This is a genomic window from Pseudomonas sp. 8_5_2 (genome assembly GCF_059295255.1).
On sequence record NZ_CM181238.1, the window covers coordinates 5,827,263 to 5,845,801 of the forward strand.

At 63.5% G+C, this 18,539-nt stretch carries 18 protein-coding genes; 12 read left to right on the forward strand and 6 right to left on the reverse strand.

Going from position 1 to position 18,539, the window contains the following annotated elements:
• Positions 1-2 precede the first annotated feature (2 nt).
• A complete protein-coding gene (gene gmk, locus AC5O5R_RS26625; RefSeq protein ID WP_172229259.1) occupies positions 3-623 on the forward strand; it encodes a guanylate kinase in 621 nt (206 codons plus the stop codon).
• Between the two features lie 171 nt (positions 624-794).
• Here the strand turns inward: gmk and AC5O5R_RS26630 are convergent, their stop codons facing one another.
• The 3 genes from AC5O5R_RS26630 to AC5O5R_RS26640 form a co-directional block, all read right to left on the reverse strand.
• On the reverse strand, positions 795-2,336 hold the full coding sequence (locus tag AC5O5R_RS26630) for an APC family permease (protein WP_494511850.1): 1,542 nt from the start codon (positions 2,334-2,336) through the stop codon (positions 795-797).
• Between the two features lie 113 nt (positions 2,337-2,449).
• Positions 2,450-3,223, reverse strand: coding sequence for a gamma-glutamyl-gamma-aminobutyrate hydrolase family protein (locus AC5O5R_RS26635; RefSeq protein WP_172229263.1), 774 nt, complete (start codon positions 3,221-3,223; stop codon positions 2,450-2,452).
• A gap of 4 nt (positions 3,224-3,227) precedes the next feature.
• The gene (locus AC5O5R_RS26640) at positions 3,228-4,571 is read right to left on the reverse strand and encodes a glutamine synthetase family protein (RefSeq protein ID WP_372242450.1); all 1,344 of its coding nucleotides are present in this window, start codon (positions 4,569-4,571) and stop codon (positions 3,228-3,230) included.
• 245 nt (positions 4,572-4,816) lie between these two features.
• On the opposite strand from AC5O5R_RS26640, the gene AC5O5R_RS26645 reads away from it, so the two are divergent.
• From AC5O5R_RS26645 to AC5O5R_RS26665, 5 genes are all read left to right on the forward strand, one after another.
• Positions 4,817-5,689: a LysR family transcriptional regulator gene (locus tag AC5O5R_RS26645; RefSeq protein ID WP_172285885.1), complete on the forward strand. Its 873-nt coding sequence runs from the start codon at positions 4,817-4,819 to the stop codon at positions 5,687-5,689.
• 205 nt (positions 5,690-5,894) lie between these two features.
• Positions 5,895-6,158, forward strand: coding sequence for a DNA-directed RNA polymerase subunit omega (rpoZ, locus tag AC5O5R_RS26650; protein WP_003253383.1), 264 nt, complete (start codon positions 5,895-5,897; stop codon positions 6,156-6,158).
• Positions 6,159-6,217: 59 nt separating this feature from the next.
• Complete coding sequence (gene spoT, locus AC5O5R_RS26655; protein ID WP_172285886.1) at positions 6,218-8,326, forward strand: bifunctional GTP diphosphokinase/guanosine-3',5'-bis pyrophosphate 3'-pyrophosphohydrolase; 2,109 nt, start codon at positions 6,218-6,220, stop codon at positions 8,324-8,326.
• Between the two features lie 23 nt (positions 8,327-8,349).
• Complete coding sequence (locus AC5O5R_RS26660) at positions 8,350-8,730, forward strand: RidA family protein (protein ID WP_016489827.1); 381 nt, start codon at positions 8,350-8,352, stop codon at positions 8,728-8,730.
• A 59-nt stretch (positions 8,731-8,789) separates the two neighbouring features.
• Entirely contained in the window at positions 8,790-9,521 is a 732-nt protein-coding gene (locus AC5O5R_RS26665; protein WP_172285887.1) for a hypothetical protein, read from the forward strand.
• A 131-nt stretch (positions 9,522-9,652) separates the two neighbouring features.
• Here AC5O5R_RS26665 and AC5O5R_RS26670 read toward each other — a convergent pair whose 3' ends face one another.
• The gene (locus AC5O5R_RS26670) at positions 9,653-10,510 is read right to left on the reverse strand and encodes an SDR family oxidoreductase (protein WP_172285888.1); all 858 of its coding nucleotides are present in this window, start codon (positions 10,508-10,510) and stop codon (positions 9,653-9,655) included.
• 190 nt (positions 10,511-10,700) lie between these two features.
• Here AC5O5R_RS26670 and exbB point away from each other — a divergent pair, with 190 nt between their 5' ends.
• The 6 genes from exbB (at position 10,701) to AC5O5R_RS26700 (ending at position 17,432) form a co-directional block, all read left to right on the forward strand.
• On the forward strand, positions 10,701-11,687 hold the full coding sequence (exbB, locus tag AC5O5R_RS26675) for a tonB-system energizer ExbB (RefSeq protein ID WP_494514863.1): 987 nt from the start codon (positions 10,701-10,703) through the stop codon (positions 11,685-11,687).
• A 3-nt stretch (positions 11,688-11,690) separates the two neighbouring features.
• Positions 11,691-12,119 (forward strand): TonB system transport protein ExbD, encoded by a 429-nt coding sequence (gene exbD / locus AC5O5R_RS26680; protein ID WP_003253367.1) that lies wholly within the window; start codon positions 11,691-11,693, stop codon positions 12,117-12,119.
• Positions 12,116-12,847 (forward strand): energy transducer TonB, encoded by a 732-nt coding sequence (locus tag AC5O5R_RS26685; RefSeq protein ID WP_172232091.1) that lies wholly within the window; start codon positions 12,116-12,118, stop codon positions 12,845-12,847. The genes exbD and AC5O5R_RS26685 overlap by 4 nt, the downstream gene beginning before the upstream one ends.
• Positions 12,848-12,941: 94 nt before the next feature.
• Positions 12,942-13,868 (forward strand): hydrogen peroxide-inducible genes activator, encoded by a 927-nt coding sequence (locus AC5O5R_RS26690; RefSeq protein ID WP_087500924.1) that lies wholly within the window; start codon positions 12,942-12,944, stop codon positions 13,866-13,868.
• A 3-nt stretch (positions 13,869-13,871) separates the two neighbouring features.
• The gene (recG, locus tag AC5O5R_RS26695; RefSeq protein WP_494514864.1) at positions 13,872-15,950 is read left to right on the forward strand and encodes an ATP-dependent DNA helicase RecG; all 2,079 of its coding nucleotides are present in this window, start codon (positions 13,872-13,874) and stop codon (positions 15,948-15,950) included.
• A 78-nt stretch (positions 15,951-16,028) separates the two neighbouring features.
• The gene (locus tag AC5O5R_RS26700; RefSeq protein ID WP_172285891.1) at positions 16,029-17,432 is read left to right on the forward strand and encodes an aminoacyl-tRNA deacylase and HDOD domain-containing protein; all 1,404 of its coding nucleotides are present in this window, start codon (positions 16,029-16,031) and stop codon (positions 17,430-17,432) included.
• A 136-nt stretch (positions 17,433-17,568) separates the two neighbouring features.
• Here the strand turns inward: AC5O5R_RS26700 and AC5O5R_RS26705 are convergent, their stop codons facing one another.
• Entirely contained in the window at positions 17,569-17,943 is a 375-nt protein-coding gene (locus AC5O5R_RS26705; protein ID WP_494514865.1) for a helicase, read from the reverse strand.
• A 148-nt stretch (positions 17,944-18,091) separates the two neighbouring features.
• Positions 18,092-18,391: an HU family DNA-binding protein gene (locus AC5O5R_RS26710; protein WP_172233148.1), complete on the reverse strand. Its 300-nt coding sequence runs from the start codon at positions 18,389-18,391 to the stop codon at positions 18,092-18,094.
• Positions 18,392-18,539: the final 148 nt, after the last annotated feature.

Genomic DNA, 18,539 nt, shown 5'->3' on the forward strand with positions numbered 1-18,539 from the left:
CCATGAACCACAGCAGCGGCACCCTCTACATCGTTTCGGCACCCTCGGGCGCCGGCAAGACCAGCCTGGTCAACGCCTTGACCAAGGACGACCAGCAGATCCGCGTCTCGGTCTCGCACACCACCCGCGCCATGCGCCCGGGCGAGCAGCACGGGGTGAACTATCACTTCGTCGTCCACGAGGAATTCACCACGCTGATCGAGCAGGGCGACTTCCTGGAACATGCCGAGGTGTTCGGCAACTTCTATGGCACCTCGCGCAGCGCGCTGCAACAGACCCTGGACCAGGGCTACGACCTGATCCTGGAAATCGACTGGCAAGGTGCCCAGCAGGTGCGCAAGCTGATGCCGCAGGCATTGTCGGTGTTCATCCTGCCACCAAGCCAGGAAGCGCTGCGTCAGCGCCTGGATGGCCGCGGGCAGGATAGCGAAGAGATCATCGCCGGACGCATGAAAGAAGCCGTCAGCGAGATGGTGCACTACGACGAGTATGACTACGTGATCATCAACGATGATTTCGACGTGGCGCTTGAGGATTTGAAGGCAGTGTTCCGTTCGAACCGGCTGGTGCTGAAGAAGCAGCAACAGCGCAACAGCGGGCTGCTGAAAGAACTGCTCTCCTGAAACACCGCACGGGGCTGCTTTGCAGCCCTTTCGCCGGCAAGCCAGGCTCCCACAGATACCTTGCAGAACCTGAAGGACTCGACGGACCTGAAGGACCTGAAGGACCTGAAGGACTGTGGAGATTTTGTGGGAGCTGGCTTGCCGGCGATAGGGGCGCAAAGCGCCCCCAGCTTATTCGGCCAAAGGCAGGGTAGCCTGCTGACGCAGGGTAGCCCCCAGGAAGTAAGCCGGCGCACGCATGCGCGACAGCATCATCAGCCCGATGCCCAGCACCGAGATGATCGCGGCAATCACGAACACCAGCCCCAACCCGCCCACATGCGAACCGCTGCCGAAGTCCGGCGAGGCGCTGTCGATGGCGGTACGCGCGAAGATCACCGAAAGGATCACCCCACCCACCAGCGGGCACAGGCCGCGCATGACGAAGTGGCGCAAGCTGCCGAACAGGCTGTGGCGGAAATACCACACACAGGCAAACGCGGTCAGCGAGTAGTAGAAGCAGATCATCATGCCCAGCGCGGTGATGGTATCCGCCAGCACGTTCTCGCTCAGGGTACGCATGGTCACGTAGAACAGGCCTGCGGCCAGGCCGGCGCAAATGGTTGCGTAGCGCGGGGTTTGCGACCGCGGGCAGACACTGGCGAACTTCGGCGGCACCGCGCCGTAGTAACCCATGGCCAACAGGGTGCGCGCCGGCGCCACGAAGGTCGACTGCAGCGACGCCGCCGTACTGGCCAGCACGGCGATGGACATCAGGATCGCCAGCGGCCCCATGACCGGGCCCGCCAGGTGAGCAAACACGTTTTCCTGGATACGCGGGTTGTTCAGGCCCAGGCCCGTTTCACTGATCCCGGCAAACTGCAGGGTGGCGATGGCGGTGAACAGGTATAGCCCGAGGATCAGCATCACGGTCCAGGTGGCCGCCTTGCCAGGCATCTCTTCACTGCCCACCGACTCTTCGCTGACCGTCAGGCAGGTATCCCAGCCCCAGAAGATGAAGATCGACAGCGACAGCCCTGCGGCAAAGGCCGAGAACGACTCGACACCGAACGGGTTGAACCAGGCGAAATCGAACTCCAGCGGTGGCGGCGCCGTGGTGCTGCCGAAGGCGGCGAAGGCAAAACCGATCAACACCAGCAACTGCAGGGCCACCAGGCCATATTGCACCGTCATGGTGGTGGCTATGCCGCGACAGCAGATCCACACCGCCAGGGCGATGAACACGCAACAGGTGACAATGTTGATCAACAGGTTGTCAGCCAACGCCGCCAGCTCATGCTTGCCGGTAATCTGACCAAGGAACAGGTAGAAGAAGTCGACCGCCACCCCCGCCAGGTTCGACAGCACGATGGTGGTGGCAACCACCAGCCCCCAGCCGCCGATCCAGCCAATCATCGGCCCGAAGGCACGCGCCGACCAGGTAAACGAGGTGCCGCTGTCCGGCTCTGCCGAGTTCAGCTCACGGTAGCCCAGGGCCACCAGCAGCATCGGCAGGAACCCGACGATGAACACGGCTGGCAGGTGCGCACCCACCTCGCGCACGGTCGGGCCGAGGGCACCGGTCAGGGTATAGACCGGCGCGATGGTGGAAATGCCCAGCACCACGGTAGCCAGCAATCCCAGCCGGCCTTTGGCCAGACCCTTGCTGTTGTGGGTGTTGCCCGCGTCGGCCGCCATATCGGGTGGGCGGCCGGTTTCTGTGTAATTGCTCATGAGTATTTGCCGTAAATTTTGGAATTGTTTTGGCGGGCCTTGCGCACAAGGCCCGCTTTCACTCATTGAAAGCTTGCTGCCGGGAACACGTCATCCGAGACCTTCGGCTGACGTCAGGATGCCTTCTGCCGTGCGCCCTCCCGTGCTGCGTAGGCAATGCAGGCCTCGCGAAACGCCTGAAACAGGCGCAGCGAGACCGGGTTTTCGTTGAAGCGCCATTCCGGATGCCACTGCACGCCAAGCACAAAACCCGGCGCCGCAGGCATGGACACTGCTTCGATCAGGCCGTCCGGGGCCCGTGCCTCGACGCGCAGGCCTGGGGCCAGGCGGTCAATGCCCTGGCTGTGCAGCGAGTTGACCTCGAACTGCGCGGCCAGGCCCAGGCGCTCGAACAACCCGCCTGGCTCGATGCCGACCGGGTGACGAGGGCCGTACTGCACCTCTGTCGGTGCGTCCTCAGGTTCGCGGTGGTCAAGGTAACCAGGCAGTTCCTGCACGCGCTGGTGCAGGCTGCCGCCAAGTGCCACATTCAATTCCTGGTAGCCACGGCAGATGCACAGCACCGGCACACCGGCGGCAATGGCCGCCTTCAGCAGTGGCAGGGTCAGCCGATCACGCGCCAGGTCGTGCCGGGTACCCGCCGCACTGGGGGCGCCATTGTAATGATGCGGTTCGATATTTGAAGGCGAACCGGTAAAAACAATGCCGTGCAGAAGACCCAGCAGCGCTTGCGTATCGCTGCCTGCGTCACGGGCCGGCAATATCAGTGGCAAGCCGGCAAACCCGGCTGCCTCGACATACCTGTCGCCCACTGTGTGCGACGAGTTCTTCCCCACCTGCTGACGGCAGGCGCTGACACCGATCAAGGGGACCGCAGTTGCGCTCATGGGCTTACACCGTGTGCAGGTACCAGTTGTACTCGAGGTCGGAAATCGACACTTCGAACTCTGCCAGTTCGCTTTCCTTGCAGGCCACGAAGATATCGATGTAGTCCGGGCTGATGTATTGGTTGAGGACTTCGCTGTCGTCCAGCGCGCGCAGGGCATCGCGCAGGTTGTTCGGCAGGCTCTGCTCCAGCTGTTCGTAGGAGTTGCCTTCGATTGGCGCCTGTGGCTCGACCTGGTGGGTCAGGCCGTGATGAACGCCGGCCAGGATTGCCGCCAGCATCAGGTACGGATTGGCATCGGCACCGGCTACGCGGTGCTCAAGGCGCACGTTGTCGCTGCTGTCGGTAGGCACGCGTACGGCTACGGTACGGTTGTCCAGGCCCCAGCTCGGCGCATTGGGCACGTAGAACTGTGCGCCGAAGCGGCGATAGGAGTTGATGTTCGGGCACAGGAAAGCCATCGACGCCGGCATGGTTTCCAGCACGCCGCCAATGGCGTGGCGCAACGCGTCGCTTTGCAGCGGGTCGTCACTGGCGAAGATGTTCTTGCCGGTTTTCTTGTCCAGCAGCGAGATATGCACGTGTAGCCCGTTGCCTGCCTGGCCCGGATAGGGCTTGGCCATGAAGGTGGTGTCCATTTCATGGTCGTAGGCAACGTTCTTGATCAGGCGCTTGAGCAGGATCGCGTAATCGCAGGCCTTCAGCGGATCCGCCACGTGGTGCAGGTTGACCTCGAACTGCGCCGGGGCGCTTTCCTTGACGATGGCATCGGCGGGCAGGCCCTGCTCCTTGGCCGCTTCGAGCATGTCCTGCAGGCAGTCGGCGTATTCGTCGAGGTCGTCGATCAGGTACACCTGGGTCGAATGCGGGCGCTTGCCGGAGATCGGCGAACGCGGCGGCTGCGGGCGACCGTTGAGATTGTCCTGGTCGATCAGGTAGAACTCCAGCTCGAACGCGGCGCAGATGGTCAGGCCCAGGTCGTCGAACTTGCTCACCACCTGGCGCAGCACTTCACGCGGGTCGGCGAAGAACGGCTGGCCATCGAGCTCGTGCATGGTCATCAGCAGCTGGGCGGTGGGGCGTTTCTGCCACGGCTCATCGGACAGCGTGCCGGGAATAGGGAAGCAGATGCGGTCGGCATCGCCGATGTCCAGGCCAAGGCCGGTGCTTTCGACGGTGGAACCATTGATGTCCAGGGCAAACAACGACGCCGGCAGATTGATGCCTTTCTCGTACACCTTGTGCAGGCTGGCCCGCTCGATGCGCTTGCCACGTACCACGCCGTTCATGTCGGAGATCAGCAGATCGACGTACTGCGTGTCCGGATGGGCCTGGAGGAAGTCACTCATCTCGCTGGAAGAACTGGCGCACGGGGTTACCGACGTCATGGCTGTACATCCTTTGAATTGCTGCGGCGATGTGGGGATACGGCTGGCGCCTCACGGGCGACGATGGTTGCAGCTGTTGTTTTTTTCACTTTCCCATCGTGGGGACTGGTTGCCCGACCGGGCGCATTGATTCCGGGGGGCCGTTTCACTATAAAATGGCCCTGACGCAACAGACATTGGCAATTCGGCAAGCAGAGCGTGCACCAATGCAATATCAGATCACACATGCCGACCTTTCACTGGTACTGGCGCTGGAACGTGGCCGCTCCCTGGCCAAGGCCGCCGAGCTGCTGAAAGTCGACGTTTCGACCGTATTCCGCTCGATTCGCCGACTCGAGTCGGCACTCGGCACCGCGCTGTTCGTCAAGAGCCGCAAGGGCTACCTGCCGACCGACACTGCCCAGGCCCTGGCCGAGCAGGCCGAGCGCGCCGAACAGGCGCTGGAGGCGGCGCGTATCGCCATGACCAGTGGCGAGCAGGTGGTCAGCGGCACGGTGCGCCTGACCTGCACCGAGGCCGTCATGCACAGCCTGCTACTGCCGGCGCTGGCCGAGTTCATGCCCAACTACCCCGCCTTGTCGCTGGAGATGGGCACCTCCAACACCTTCGCCAACCTCAGCCGGCGCGATGCCGACATTGCCCTGCGCCTGACCAACACGCCGCCGGAGCACCTGGTGGGCCGCAACCTTGGCTCCACCTCCTATGTCATCTGCGGCCAGCCCCAATGGCGCGAGCGCCTGGACGAGGCGCCTGCCAGCGTGCCCTGGATCGCCCCCGACGACTCGATGCAGGATCATCCCACGGTGGTCTGGCGCAACCAGCAGCACCCAGGGCTGAGCCCGCGCTACCAGTGCAGTGGCATGTCGACCATAGCCCAGCTGGTCAGCACCGGGCTGGGCGTGGCGGCGCTGCCGGACTACATGGTGCATGCGCTGCCAGGGGTGGATGCGCTGAGCGGGCCGCTGCCGGGCTGCGATACCCAGCTGTGGCTGCTTACCCGCCCGGATTGTCGGGCATTGCGCTCGGTGCAGACTTTGTTCGAAGAGCTGACCCCGCGGTTGCGCGGTGCGATGCTCTGAGGTTATCGTCGGGCTCATGCATCGAGGGTGTCTGTTGCGGCCCTTTCGCGGGTAAACCCGCTCCCACAGGGTGCGCCGGCAGGCCCGAGGATAAAGCGGCCCGACAAAACAGCGCTTCCCTATTGGCTGGTGAATTTTTATACTATCGAGTCCGCCTGCCCATTATCGGGCTGCACGCCCACCGCATTTGCTACTGAGGAAGACCATGGCCCGCGTAACTGTTGAAGACTGCCTGGAACACGTGGATAACCGCTTCGAGCTGGTCATGCTCTCGACCAAGCGCGCTCGCCAGCTGGCGACCGGCGGCAAAGAGCCACGCGTAGCATGGGAAAACGACAAGCCAACCGTTGTTGCCCTGCGTGAAATTGCCGAAGGCATCGTCACCAACGAGTTCATCGCCGCTGAAGAGATCGTCACCGAGGATCCGGTGTTCGCCGCGTTCGAGGACGAGAACAACGAGGCTGTCTGATTGATGCCAGGTCGACGTCGCACGGCGCAAGGCCGTCTTCCTCGGCAGGAGGTTATCCCATGCCGGGTATAGAAGCCTTGGCCGAACGGCTGTCGACCTATCTGGGCCCTGAACAGGTCAACCTGGTCCGGCGTGCCTATTTCTACGCCGAACAGGCCCACGATGGGCAGCGCCGCCGCAGCGGCGAGCCCTATGTGACCCACCCACTGGCCGTGGCCAGCATCCTCGCCGACATGCACATGGACCATCAGAGCCTGATGGCGGCCATGCTGCACGACGTGATCGAAGACACCGGCATCGCCAAGGAAGCCCTCAGCCAGCAGTTTGGCGAGACAGTGGCCGAACTGGTAGATGGGGTCAGCAAGCTGACCCAGATGAACTTCGAGACAAAGGCCGAGGCGCAGGCCGAGAACTTCCAGAAAATGGCCATGGCCATGGCCCGCGATATCCGCGTGATCCTGGTCAAGCTGGCCGACCGCCTGCACAACATGCGCACCCTCGAAGTGCTGTCCGGCGAAAAGCGCCGACGCATCGCCAAGGAAACCCTCGAGATCTACGCCCCCATCGCCAACCGCCTGGGCATGCACACCGTGCGCGTGGAATTCGAAGACCTCGGCTTCAAGGCCATGCACCCGATGCGCTCGTCGCTGATTCACCGGGCAGTGAAAAGCGCACGCGGCAACCGTAAAGAGATCGTCGCCAAGATCGAGCAGTCGCTGGCCAACTGCCTGGCTGCCGACGGCATCGCGGGCGAGGTTAGCGGCCGGCAGAAACACCTCTATGGCATCTACAAGAAGATGCGTGGCAAGCGCCGCGCCTTCAACGAGATCATGGACGTGTACGCCTTCCGCATCATCGTCGACAAGGTCGATACCTGCTACCGCGTGCTCGGCGCCGTGCACAACCTGTACAAGCCGCTGCCCGGGCGCTTCAAGGACTACATCGCGATCCCCAAGGCCAACGGCTACCAGTCGTTGCACACCACGTTGTTCGGCATGCACGGCGTGCCCATCGAAATCCAGATCCGCACCCGCGAGATGGAAGAGATGGCCAACAACGGCATCGCCGCGCACTGGCTGTACAAGTCCAATGACGACGACCAGCCCAAGGGCAGCCATGCCCGCGCCCGCCAGTGGGTCAAGGGCATCCTCGAGCTGCAGCAACGTGCTGGCAACTCGCTGGAATTCATCGAGAGCGTGAAGATCGACCTGTTCCCGGACGAGGTCTACGTGTTCACGCCCAAAGGCCGAATCATGGAGCTGCCCAAAGGCTCCACCGCGGTGGACTTCGCCTACGCGGTGCACACCGATGTCGGCAACAGCTGCATCGCCTGCCGCATCAACCGCCGCCTGGCGCCACTGTCCGAACCGCTGCAAAGCGGCTCGACGGTGGAAATCGTCAGCGCCCCGGGCGCACGGCCGAACCCGGCCTGGCTCAACTTCGTGGTCACCGGCAAGGCGCGCACGCACATCCGCCACGCGCTCAAGCAGCAACGCCGCTCCGAGTCCATCAGCCTGGGCGAACGCCTGCTGAACAAGGTGCTCACCGGCTTCGACAGCAGCCTGGAGAAAATCCCGCAGGAGCGCGTCCAGGCAATTCTTGCCGAATACCGCCTGGAACTGATCGAAGACCTGCTCGAAGACATCGGCCTGGGCAACCGCATGGCCTACGTGGTCGCGCGCCGCCTGCTGTCGGCCGAAGGCGAGCAGTTGCCGGCGCCGGAAGGCCCGCTGGCGATCCGCGGTACCGAAGGCCTGGTGCTGAGCTACGCCAAGTGCTGCACGCCAATCCCGGGTGACCCGATCGTCGGCCACCTGTCGGCCGGCAAGGGCATGGTGGTGCACCTGGAAAACTGCCGCAACATCAGCGAAATCCGTCACAACCCCGAGAAGTGCGTGCAGCTTTCGTGGGCCAAGGACATCTCGGGCGAGTTCAATGTCGAACTGCGTGTCGAACTGGAGCACCAGCGCGGCCTGATCGCCCTGCTGGCCAGTAGCGTCAACGCCGCCGACGGCAACATCGAGAAGATCAGCATGGACGAACGCGACGGCCGTATCAGCGTGGTCCAGCTGGTGGTCAGCGTGCACGACCGCGTGCACCTGGCGCGTGTGATCAAGAAGCTGCGTACCCTGACCGGAGTGGTCCGCATCACCCGCATGCGTACGTAGTCCGCCAACCGCAAGGAGTCATCATGAGCAAGACCGTCATTACCAGCGACAAAGCCCCTGCCGCTATCGGCACCTACTCGCAAGCGATCAAGGCCGGCAACACCGTATACATGTCGGGCCAGATCCCGCTGGACCCAAAGACCATGGAACTGGTCGAAGGCTTCGAAGCCCAGACCGTGCAAGTGTTCGAGAACCTCAAGTCCGTGGCTGAAGCTGCAGGCGGTTCGTTCAAGGACATCGTCAAGCTGAACATCTTCCTTACCGACCTGAGCCACTTTGCCAAGGTCAACGAGGTGATGGGCCGCTACTTCGAGCAGCCGTACCCGGCCCGCGCCGCCATCGGCGTTGCCGCACTGCCAAAAGGCGCTCAGGTCGAAATGGACGCCATCCTGGTCATCGAATGATGCCTCGGGTGACGGGCGCCCTGCCCGTCACCCTCCCTTCTCTGCAAGGTTTCCCCGTCATGCGTCAAGCACTGCCCCTCGCGCTGGCAGCCCTGCTACTGGGCGGCTGCGCCAGCCACAAACCTGAAGATTTCAACGGCACCTGGATCAACCAGGACGCCATCAAAGCCGCCGTCAAAGGCAACAGCCTGCGCCAGGCCCTGAACCAGCATGGCCCGGTATTCGAATGGAAGCTCGACGTCGCCAACCACCAGGCCAGCTTCAGCAATGGTTTCGAGGCTGCCGACGGCCAGCTGAGCGCGGTTGAAAAACAGCTGCAGGCCACTTTCCTTGGTGGCCAGACCGAGCAGCTGGAGCTCGATGGTGACGAACTGCTGACCAGCGACCAGAGCGGCAGCAAACAGGCATTCGTCCGCGTGAAGAACCCCGTCGCGGGCAACGCGCCATTGGGCAGCAGCTTTGAAAAAGCGCTGTACCAGGCTTACCTGGGTGGGGAATGGAAAATTCTCGAAGGCCAGGGTCAAGGCGCGAAAGTGCGCTTCGGCGATACCGGTAGCGTGACCGGCCTGCCAGGCCCGGACCGCTTCGCCCTGTGCCTGGCCGGCGATTGCGCGACCATGGGTGGCAGCAACGACAGCCTGTGGCTGGAGCGCAACCAGCGTGGTGCGCCGTTCATCATCAAGCGCGATGGCGACAAGCTGGAGATCTTCCAGGCGGTGAACCGTGCGCAGTCGGATGAAATGCCACAGTTGGCGGCGGGTACGCGTCAGTGGGTGCTGGAGAAGGACTGAAAGCGACTGAACTCGCGCTTGGACCTTATCGGCCTCTTCGCGGGTGAACCCGCTCCCACAGGGATAGCACCGCGCTCACCGGCGGTGCAGTTCCTGTGGGAGCGGGTTCACCCGCGAAGAGGCCGGCAGTCTCAGCGCACGCCTTTCAGGATTGCCGCATAGCCTTCCTTGTAACTCGGATACACCGGCGCCCAGCCCAATGCGCGCGCGCGGGCGTTGCTGCAGCGCTTGCTGCCGGTACGCCGCACCCGCTGCTCATCGGACCACTCTGTGACCCCCATATACCCACGCAGCCAGGCCACTACATCGGCCAGCGGCGCCGGGTCGTCGTCGACACCGATGTAATAGTCGTCCAACACCTTGCCGTCGGCGTCGGCCTGCAGCAGGAACGCCAGCAGGCTGGCGGCATCCTCGGCATGGATGCGGTTGCCATAGAGGGGCGGCTCATCGGCCACGCGGTAGCCTTGGCGCACCTGGCTCAGCAGCCACTCACGGCCGGGGCCATAGATGCCGGTCAGGCGCACCACGCTCGCCGGCATACCGCTGGCCAGCGCCAGCTGCTCGGCCTCAAGCATCACCCGCCCGGAATAGCCTTCAGGCTCGGTGGCCGCGCTTTCCTCGATCCATTCCCCGTCTTTTTGCGCATACACGCTGCTGCTGGAAACGAACAGCAGGCGACGCGGGCGCTGGCCACGTTCGGCCAGCCAGGCCAGCACATGGCGCAGGCCGTCGACATAGGCCGCCTGGTAACCCGCCTCGTCGTGCTGGCTGGCCGCCACGCAATACACCAGGTAGTCCGGCGCGCGCTGCGGCCAGGCTGGCGGAATCGATGCGTCGGCAAGGTCTGCGGCAACCGGCACGACACCTGCGGGCAGCTGCGCGACCGCGCGACGCAGGCCGCTTACCTGCCAGCCGCGGGCCAGCAATTGCCGGGCAAGACGCCCACCTACATCACCACATCCCACCACCATTACGGAAAGGTCTGACATCTCTAAACTCCCTAGACCAGTTGATCAGCCCAGCCACGCTACACGATGGGCGGCTACACCATAGGCGAAAAAAGCAACAAGATTACTTTTGTTAACAAGAATTACTTGCAATAATGGCCGCCAATTTGTTCTCGGCCAATCTCGAGGCCTTGGAGAACGTTCACTTTTTTCTTCATCAGGTCCGGCCAGCATGACACGTATTCAACCTTCCGCTTCGCCAACCCCGTCGCGCGCCTGGCGCGCCATCGCCGCGCTGACCCTCAGCCTGGTGCTGGCCCCGGTAGCCATGGCCGATGAGCCAACCGCCAACAGCACCACCCCTGCCGCCGCCTCTGCCCCAGCTGCACCTGCAGCGGCACCGGCACCGGCTGCCGATACCCAGGCGCCAGCTGGCGACGCCTCTGTCAAACCGGCTGATGCGCCAGCTGCAGTAGACCCGAGCGTTGAAGCCCTGGTCGAAGACACTTCGCTGGGCATGGCCCACGACCTGTCGCCGTGGGGCATGTACAAGAACGCCGACATCGTGGTGAAGATCGTCATGATCGGCCTGGCAATCGCCTCCATCATCACCTGGACCATCTGGATCGCCAAGGGCTTCGAGCTGATGGGCGCCAAGCGTCGCCTGCGTGGTGAAATTGCCCAGCTGAAGAAGTCCGCCACCCTCAAGGAAGCCAGCGAAGTCTCCAACAAGGAAGGCACCCTGGCCTACACCCTGGTCCACGACGCCCTCGAAGAAATGCGCCTTTCGGCCAACGCTCGCGAGAAAGAAGGCATCAAGGAACGCGTCAGCTTCCGTCTGGAGCGCCTGGTACACGCCAGCGGCCGCACCATGAGCAACGGCACCGGCGTGCTCGCCACCATCGGTTCCACCGCACCCTTCGTCGGCCTGTTCGGTACCGTCTGGGGCATCATGAACAGCTTCATCGGCATCGCCAAAACCCAGACCACCAACCTGGCCGTGGTCGCCCCGGGCATCGCCGAAGCCCTGCTGGCCACCGCCCTGGGCCTGGTCGCGGCCATTCCGGCCGTGGTCATCTACAACGTCTTCGCCCGCTCCATCGCCGGCTACAAGGCCCAGGTGTCCGACGCCTCCGCTCAGGTATTGCTGCTGGTCAGCCGTGACCTGGACCATCAGGGCAGCGAGCGCGCTGCCCCGCACATGGTGAAAGTGGGGTAAGCCATGGGCCTGCATCTCAACGAAGGTGGCGACGACCTCGCCGAAAACCACGAAATCAACGTTACGCCGTTCATCGACGTGATGTTGGTGCTCCTGATTATCTTCATGGTCGCCGCCCCCCTGGCCACGGTCGACATCAAGGTCGACCTGCCGGCCTCGACCGCCAAACCGGCGCCGAGGCCTGAAAAACCGGTGTTCGTCAGCGTCAAGGCCGACCAGAAGCTGTATGTCGGCGACGATCAGGTAGCGGCACCCGACCAGCTTGGCCCGATGCTCGACGCCAAGACCAAGGGTGACAAGGAAACCACCATCTTCTTCCAGGCCGACAAAGGCGTGGATTACGGTGACCTGATGGAAGTGATGAACAACATGCGCGCGGCCGGCTACCTGAAAGTCGGTCTGGTCGGACTAGAGACGGCAGCCAAGAAATGACAAAAACGCGCTCGAACATGGCGCGCTACGGTGGCAGCCTGGCGATCGTGCTGGGCGTGCACGTGGTCGCCGTGCTGCTGACGCTCAACTGGTCGGTGCCTCAGGCCATCGAACTGCCCCCGGCAGCGATGATGGTCGAACTGGCACCGCTGCCGGAGCCCGCGCCGCCACCACCTCCTAAAGCCGCCCCGCAGCCACCGGCACCGGTAGAAGAACCGCCGCTGCCAAAGGTGGTGGAAGCGCCGAAACCCAAGATTGCCATCCACAAGCCGCCCAAGCCGAAGGTCAAGCCGCAGCCGCCCAAACCCGAGAAAAAGCCTGAGCCGCCCAAGGAAGCACCGCCAACCGAGCAGACCGTAGACGCCCCGCCCAGCACCGCGCCACCGCAGAAATCCGCGGCACCGGCACCGAGCATTGCGTCCAACAGCAACGCCTTGCCTACCTGGCAGAGCGACCTGCTGCGCCACCTGGCCAAGTACAAGCGGTACCCCGAAGACGCGCGCCGTCGCGGCCTGCAGGGCATCAACCGCCTGCGCTTCGTGGTCGACGCCGAGGGCAAGGTAGTGTCGTACGCCATGGCAGGTGGTTCGGGCAGTGCAGCACTGGACCGGGCGACCCTGGAAATGATCCGTCGGGCCGGCAAGGTACCCAAGCCGCCGCCCGAGTTGCTGAACAATGGCACGATCGAAGTCGTGGCACCGTTTGTCTACTCGCTTGACCGCCGCTGAGACTTTTGGTTCTGTCACAAATCGGCAAGTCTGATAACGTGCGTCTATCAATTGCAGCCGCTATGCTGGGCCCGCAACTTCATGGACGCACGTTATGACCCTCACAGAATTACGCTACATCGTCACACTCGCCCAGGAACAGCACTTCGGCCATGCCGCCGAACGCTGCCACGTGAGCCAACCGACCCTGTCGGTCGGTGTGAAGAAGCTCGAGGATGAGCTTGGCGTGCTGATCTTCGAACGCAGCAAGAGCGCGGTGCGCCTGACCCCGGTCGGCGAGAGCATCGTCGCCCAGGCCCAGAAGGTACTGGAGCAGGCCCAGGGCATTCGCGAGCTGGCCCAGGCCGGCAAGAACCAGCTGACCGCCCCGCTCAAGGTGGGTGCCATCTATACCGTCGGCCCCTACCTGTTCCCGCACCTGATCCCGCAACTGCACCGCGTAGCGCCGCAGATGCCGCTGTACATCGAAGAAAACTTCACCCACGTGCTGCGCGAAAAACTGCGCAACGGCGAACTCGACGCAGTGATCATCGCCCTGCCGTTCAACGAAGCCGACGTGCTGACCCTGCCGCTGTACGACGAACCGTTCTGCGCGCTGATGCCCGCCGACCACCCGTGGACGGCAAAAAAGACCATCGACACCGCCATGCTCAACGACAAGAGCCTGCTGCTGCTCGGTGAGGGCCACTGCTTCCGCGATCAGGTCCTCGAAGCCTGCCCAACCCTGAACAAGGGTGGTGAAGGCTCCAGGCACACCACGGTCGAATCCAGCTCGCTGGAAACCATCCGTCACATGGTCGCATCGGGCCTTGGGGTATCGATCCTGCCGCTGTCGGCAGTGCACAGCCATCACTATGCACCCGGGGTCATCGAGGTGCGCCCACTGACTGCACCGGCACCGTTCCGAACGGTAGCCATCGCCTGGCGCGCCAGCTTCCCACGGCCCAAAGCCATCGAGATCCTCGCCGACTCGATCCGTCTGTGTTCGGTGGCCAAGGCCCCTGCAGAACAACCGGCCTGAGTCATGAGTGAGCTGTCGAAAGTCCCGGTCACCGTGCTCAAAGGGGTTGGCGAAGCCATGGCGGAAAAACTCGCCAAGGTCGGCCTGGAGAACTTGCAGGACGTGCTGTTCCACCTGCCCCTGCGTTATCAGGACCGTACCCGCGTGGTGCCGATCGGCCAGCTGCGGCCCGGCCAGGACGCGGTGATCGAGGGCGTGGTCAGCGGCGCCGACGTGACCATGGGCAAGCGTCGCAGCCTGGTGGTGCGCCTGGGCGACGGCACTGGGGTGTTGAGCCTGCGCTTCTACCACTTCAGTAACGCGCAAAAGGAAGGCCTTAAGCGTGGCACTCACCTGCGCTGCTACGGTGAAGCGCGCCCCGGTGCCTCGGGCCTGGAAATCTACCACCCGGAGTACCGCGCGCTTAACGGCGATGAGCCGCCGCCACCGGTCGAGCAGACCCTGACGCCGATCTACCCGTCCACCGAAGGCCTCACCCAGCAACGCTTGCGCCTGCTGTGCCAGCAAAGCCTGAGCCTGCTCGGCCCGCGCAGCCTGCCCGACTGGCTGCCGGACGAGCTGGCCCGGGACTACCAGCTGGCGCCGCTGGACGATGCCATCCGCTACCTGCACAACCCGCCGGCGGACGCCGACCTCGACGAGCTTGCCGAGGGCCAGCACTGGGCCCAGCACCGCCTGGCCTTCGAGGAGCTGCTGACCCACCAGCTGTCGCAGCAACGCCTGCGCGAGAGCCTGCGCAGCCTGCGGGCACCGGTATTGCCCAAGGCCAAGCGCCTGCAGGCGCAGTACCTGGCCAACCTCGGTTTCCAGCCCACCGGCGCGCAGCAGCGGGTGGCCAACGAAATTGCCTATGACCTGAGCCAGCACGAACCGATGCTGCGCCTGGTGCAGGGTGACGTGGGCGCCGGCAAGACCGTGGTCGCCGCCCTGGCTGCGCTGCAAGCGCTGGAGGCCGGCTACCAGGTGGCGTTGATGGCGCCCACCGAGATCCTCGCCGAGCAGCACTACATCACCTTCAAGCGCTGGCTCGAACCGCTGGGCATCGAAGTCGCCTGGCTGGCCGGCAAGCTCAAGGGCAAGGCCCGGGTCAGCGCCCTGGAGCAGATTGCCAACGGCGCACCCATGGTGGTCGGCACCCATGCGCTGTTCCAGGAAGAAGTGAAGTTCAAGCATCTGGCACTGGCGATCATCGACGAACAGCACCGGTTCGGCGTGCAGCAACGTCTGGCCCTGCGCAAGAAAGGCGTGGCCGGCGAGATGTGCCCGCACCAGCTGATCATGACCGCAACGCCCATCCCGCGGACCCTGGCGATGAGCGCCTACGCCGACCTGGACACCTCGGTACTGGACGAACTACCCCCCGGGCGCACCCCGGTGAACACGGTACTGGTGGTCGACAGCCGGCGCTTCGAAGTGGTCGAGCGGGTCCGCGCGGCCTGCGCCGAGGGGCGCCAGGCCTACTGGGTGTGCACCCTGATCGAAGAGTCCGAAGAACTGACCTGCCAGGCGGCAGAAAGCACCTACGAGGAGCTTGGCAGCGCCCTGGGCGAGCTGCGGGTGGGGTTGATCCACGGGCGAATGAAGCCGGCGGAAAAAGCCGAGATCATGGCCGAGTTCAAAGCCGGCAACCTGCAGTTGCTGGTCGCCACCACGGTCATCGAGGTGGGCGTGGACGTGCCCAATGCCAGCCTGATGATCATCGAGAACCCCGAGCGCCTGGGCCTGGCTCAGTTGCACCAGCTGCGCGGCCGGGTAGGCCGGGGCAGCGCCGTCAGCCATTGCGTGCTGCTGTACCACCCGCCGTTGTCGCAGATCGGCCGCGAGCGGTTGGGCATCATGCGCGAAACCAACGATGGCTTCATCATCGCCGAAAAAGACCTGGAGCTGCGTGGTCCGGGCGAGATGCTGGGCACTCGCCAGACCGGCCTGCTGCAGTTCAAGGTCGCCGACCTGATACGCGACGCCGACCTGCTGCCGGCCGTGCGCGACGCGGCACAGGCGCTGATCGCACGCTGGCCCGATCATGTCAGCCCGCTGCTCGACCGCTGGCTGCGGCATGGCCAGCAATATGGCCAAGTGTGACGCCAGTCCCAGAATGGATCCAGATTTGCCCCGGGGCTGGTTATACTTCGCGTTTAAAAGAATCAGTGGATACGGACCATGACTGAAGTTGCCCTGGACACCGCAACCCCACATGCACCCTCTGTCATCAGGCTGCTGCTCGACAAGCTTGGCGTAGCCTACCGCGAGGTGGCCGAAGATTCGCACCTGCCGGCAGCGTCGCGGGTACAGGCCGTGCTGCTCGACGACGAGGTCGGCGCCCTGATGGTGCTGTTCCCGCAGAGCCAGCTGCTGGACCTGAACCGGCTGACGGAACTGACCGGCCGCAAGCTGACTGCGGTGTCGATGCCTCGCCTGAAGCAGATGCTCGACAAGCACCAGCTCAAGGCCCTGCCGGGCATACCGGCCCTGACCAGCTCACCGAGCCAGTACGAAAAAACCCTGCTCGACGCCGAAACCGTCTACATCGAGTCCGGCGAAGCCGGCCTGTTGCTGGCAATCGAGCGTGCGCATTTCAAGCGGATGCTGGCCAAGGCCAGTGCCAGCACGTTTGGGCAGGAGGTCGAGGCGATCAACCCCAACCTCGATCGCCCCGATGATGACACCCACGAAATCAGCCAGGCGGTACAAGCCTTTACGGCCCGGCGAATCCAGAAACGCCTGGAAGAAACCATCGAAATTCCGCCGCTGGCCGACACCGCACAGAAGATCATCAAGCTGCGGGTAGACCCTAACGCCAGCATCGACGACATCACCGGCGTGGTCGAAACCGACCCGGCGCTGGCGGCGCAGGTGGTGAGTTGGGCGGCATCGCCTTACTACGCCTCACCGGGCAAGATCCGCTCGGTGGAAGACGCCATCGTGCGCGTGCTGGGCTTCGACCTGGTGATCAACCTGGCCCTGGGCCTGGCACTGGGCAAAACCCTGAGCTTGCCGAAAGACCACCCGCAACAGGCCACGCCTTACTGGCAGCAATCGATCTACACCGCCGCGATCATCGAAGGCCTGACCCGCGCCATGCCACGGGCTGAACGCCCCGAGGCGGGCCTGACCTACCTGGCCGGCCTGCTGCACAACTTTGGCTACCTGCTGCTGGCGCACGTGTTCCCGCCACACTTTTCGCTGATCTGCCGCCACCTGGAGGTCAACCCGCACCTGCACCACACCTATGTAGAACAGCACCTGCTGGGCATCAGCCGCGAGCAGATCGGCGCATGGCTGATGAAGCTGTGGGACATGCCGGAGGAACTCCAGACCGCGCTGCGCTTCCAGCACGACCCTGCTTATGACGGCGCGTATGCTGCATTCCCCAACCTGGTGTGCCTGGCAACCCGCCTGCTGCGCTCGCGAGGAATTGGCTCGGGGCCGCAGGAAGAGATACCTGACGAGCTGCTGGAGCGGCTGGGGATTACCCGGCACAAGGCAGACGACGTGGTGAACAAGGTGCTCGAAGCCGAGAGCCTGTTGCGGGAGCTGGCCTCGCAGTTCCACGCACCGCACTGACATCAAATGGGGCCGCTTTGCGGCCCAATCGCCGGCAAGCCAGCTCCCACAGGAACACCACTTCCCTCAGGCGTGTACCGAACCTGTAGGAGCTGGCTTGCCGGCGATTGGGCTGCAAGGCAGCCCCCTACAAATTTCAGCCCTTCTTCTTCGGTTTCAGGTATTTCATCAAGCCCTGAAACCACATCACCAGCGCCGGGTTGCCCTTGATCTGGATATTCTTGTCCTGAATCCCCTGCATGAACGCCAACGGCTTGTTGCTCGCCTGCAGGGTGGCAAAGCCATAGGCAGCGTCCTTGAACGCAATGGCGAAGGCCGGCTGCGGGTGTGCACCGCCTTTACTGCCAATCCGCTCGTTACTGACGATGAAGTGCCGGGCGACCTTGCCGTCCAGAGTCTGCATCTGGAACACCAGGTCCTTGCCCTTGAGCTGCTGCTGGAATGCCGGGTTTTTACGGCTGGCCCTGGCCATCAACAGCCCCATGGCCCAGAGAAGAAAGCGGAACTTCATCAACGCGCCTCGAATTAAAAATGACTAAGGCGCGCAGTTTATCCTCTTCCAGAACTATTTACGCAAATTCGAAGCATTTTGCCTTCAGAAAGCACAACGGGCGCTCTGGGGCGCCCGTTTGGCTGACACTGGGATAGTCAGGCAGCGATCACTTGCCCTTCTTGGCCGGCTTGGCAGGCACGTTGACGCTGTCCTTCAGGTTTTTGCCTGGTTTGAAGGCCACGGTATTGCTGGCTTTGATCTTGACCGGCTCACCCGTCTGCGGATTCTTGCCGGTACGCGCGCCGCGATGGCGTTTTTCGAAGGTGCCGAAACCGACCAGGGTCACGGTGTCCTTGTCCAGGGCACCGGTGATGCTGTCGAGAATCGCGTTCAAAACCTGATTGGCCTTTTCCTTGGTCAGATCGGCCTTTTCGGCGATGACTGCGGCGAGTTCTGGTTTGCGCATAGTGAAGCCTCTTTGACGGAATTCTTGTTGTTATGCCGTGCTGCCTCGGGGAGCAGCGCTCAAGGCACCGCAGGCTCTAATCTGCGGCAGACGGAAGTGAGAATGGCACGTGCACCGGGGCCGCGCCAGTATCTGGGCGGCCATTGTG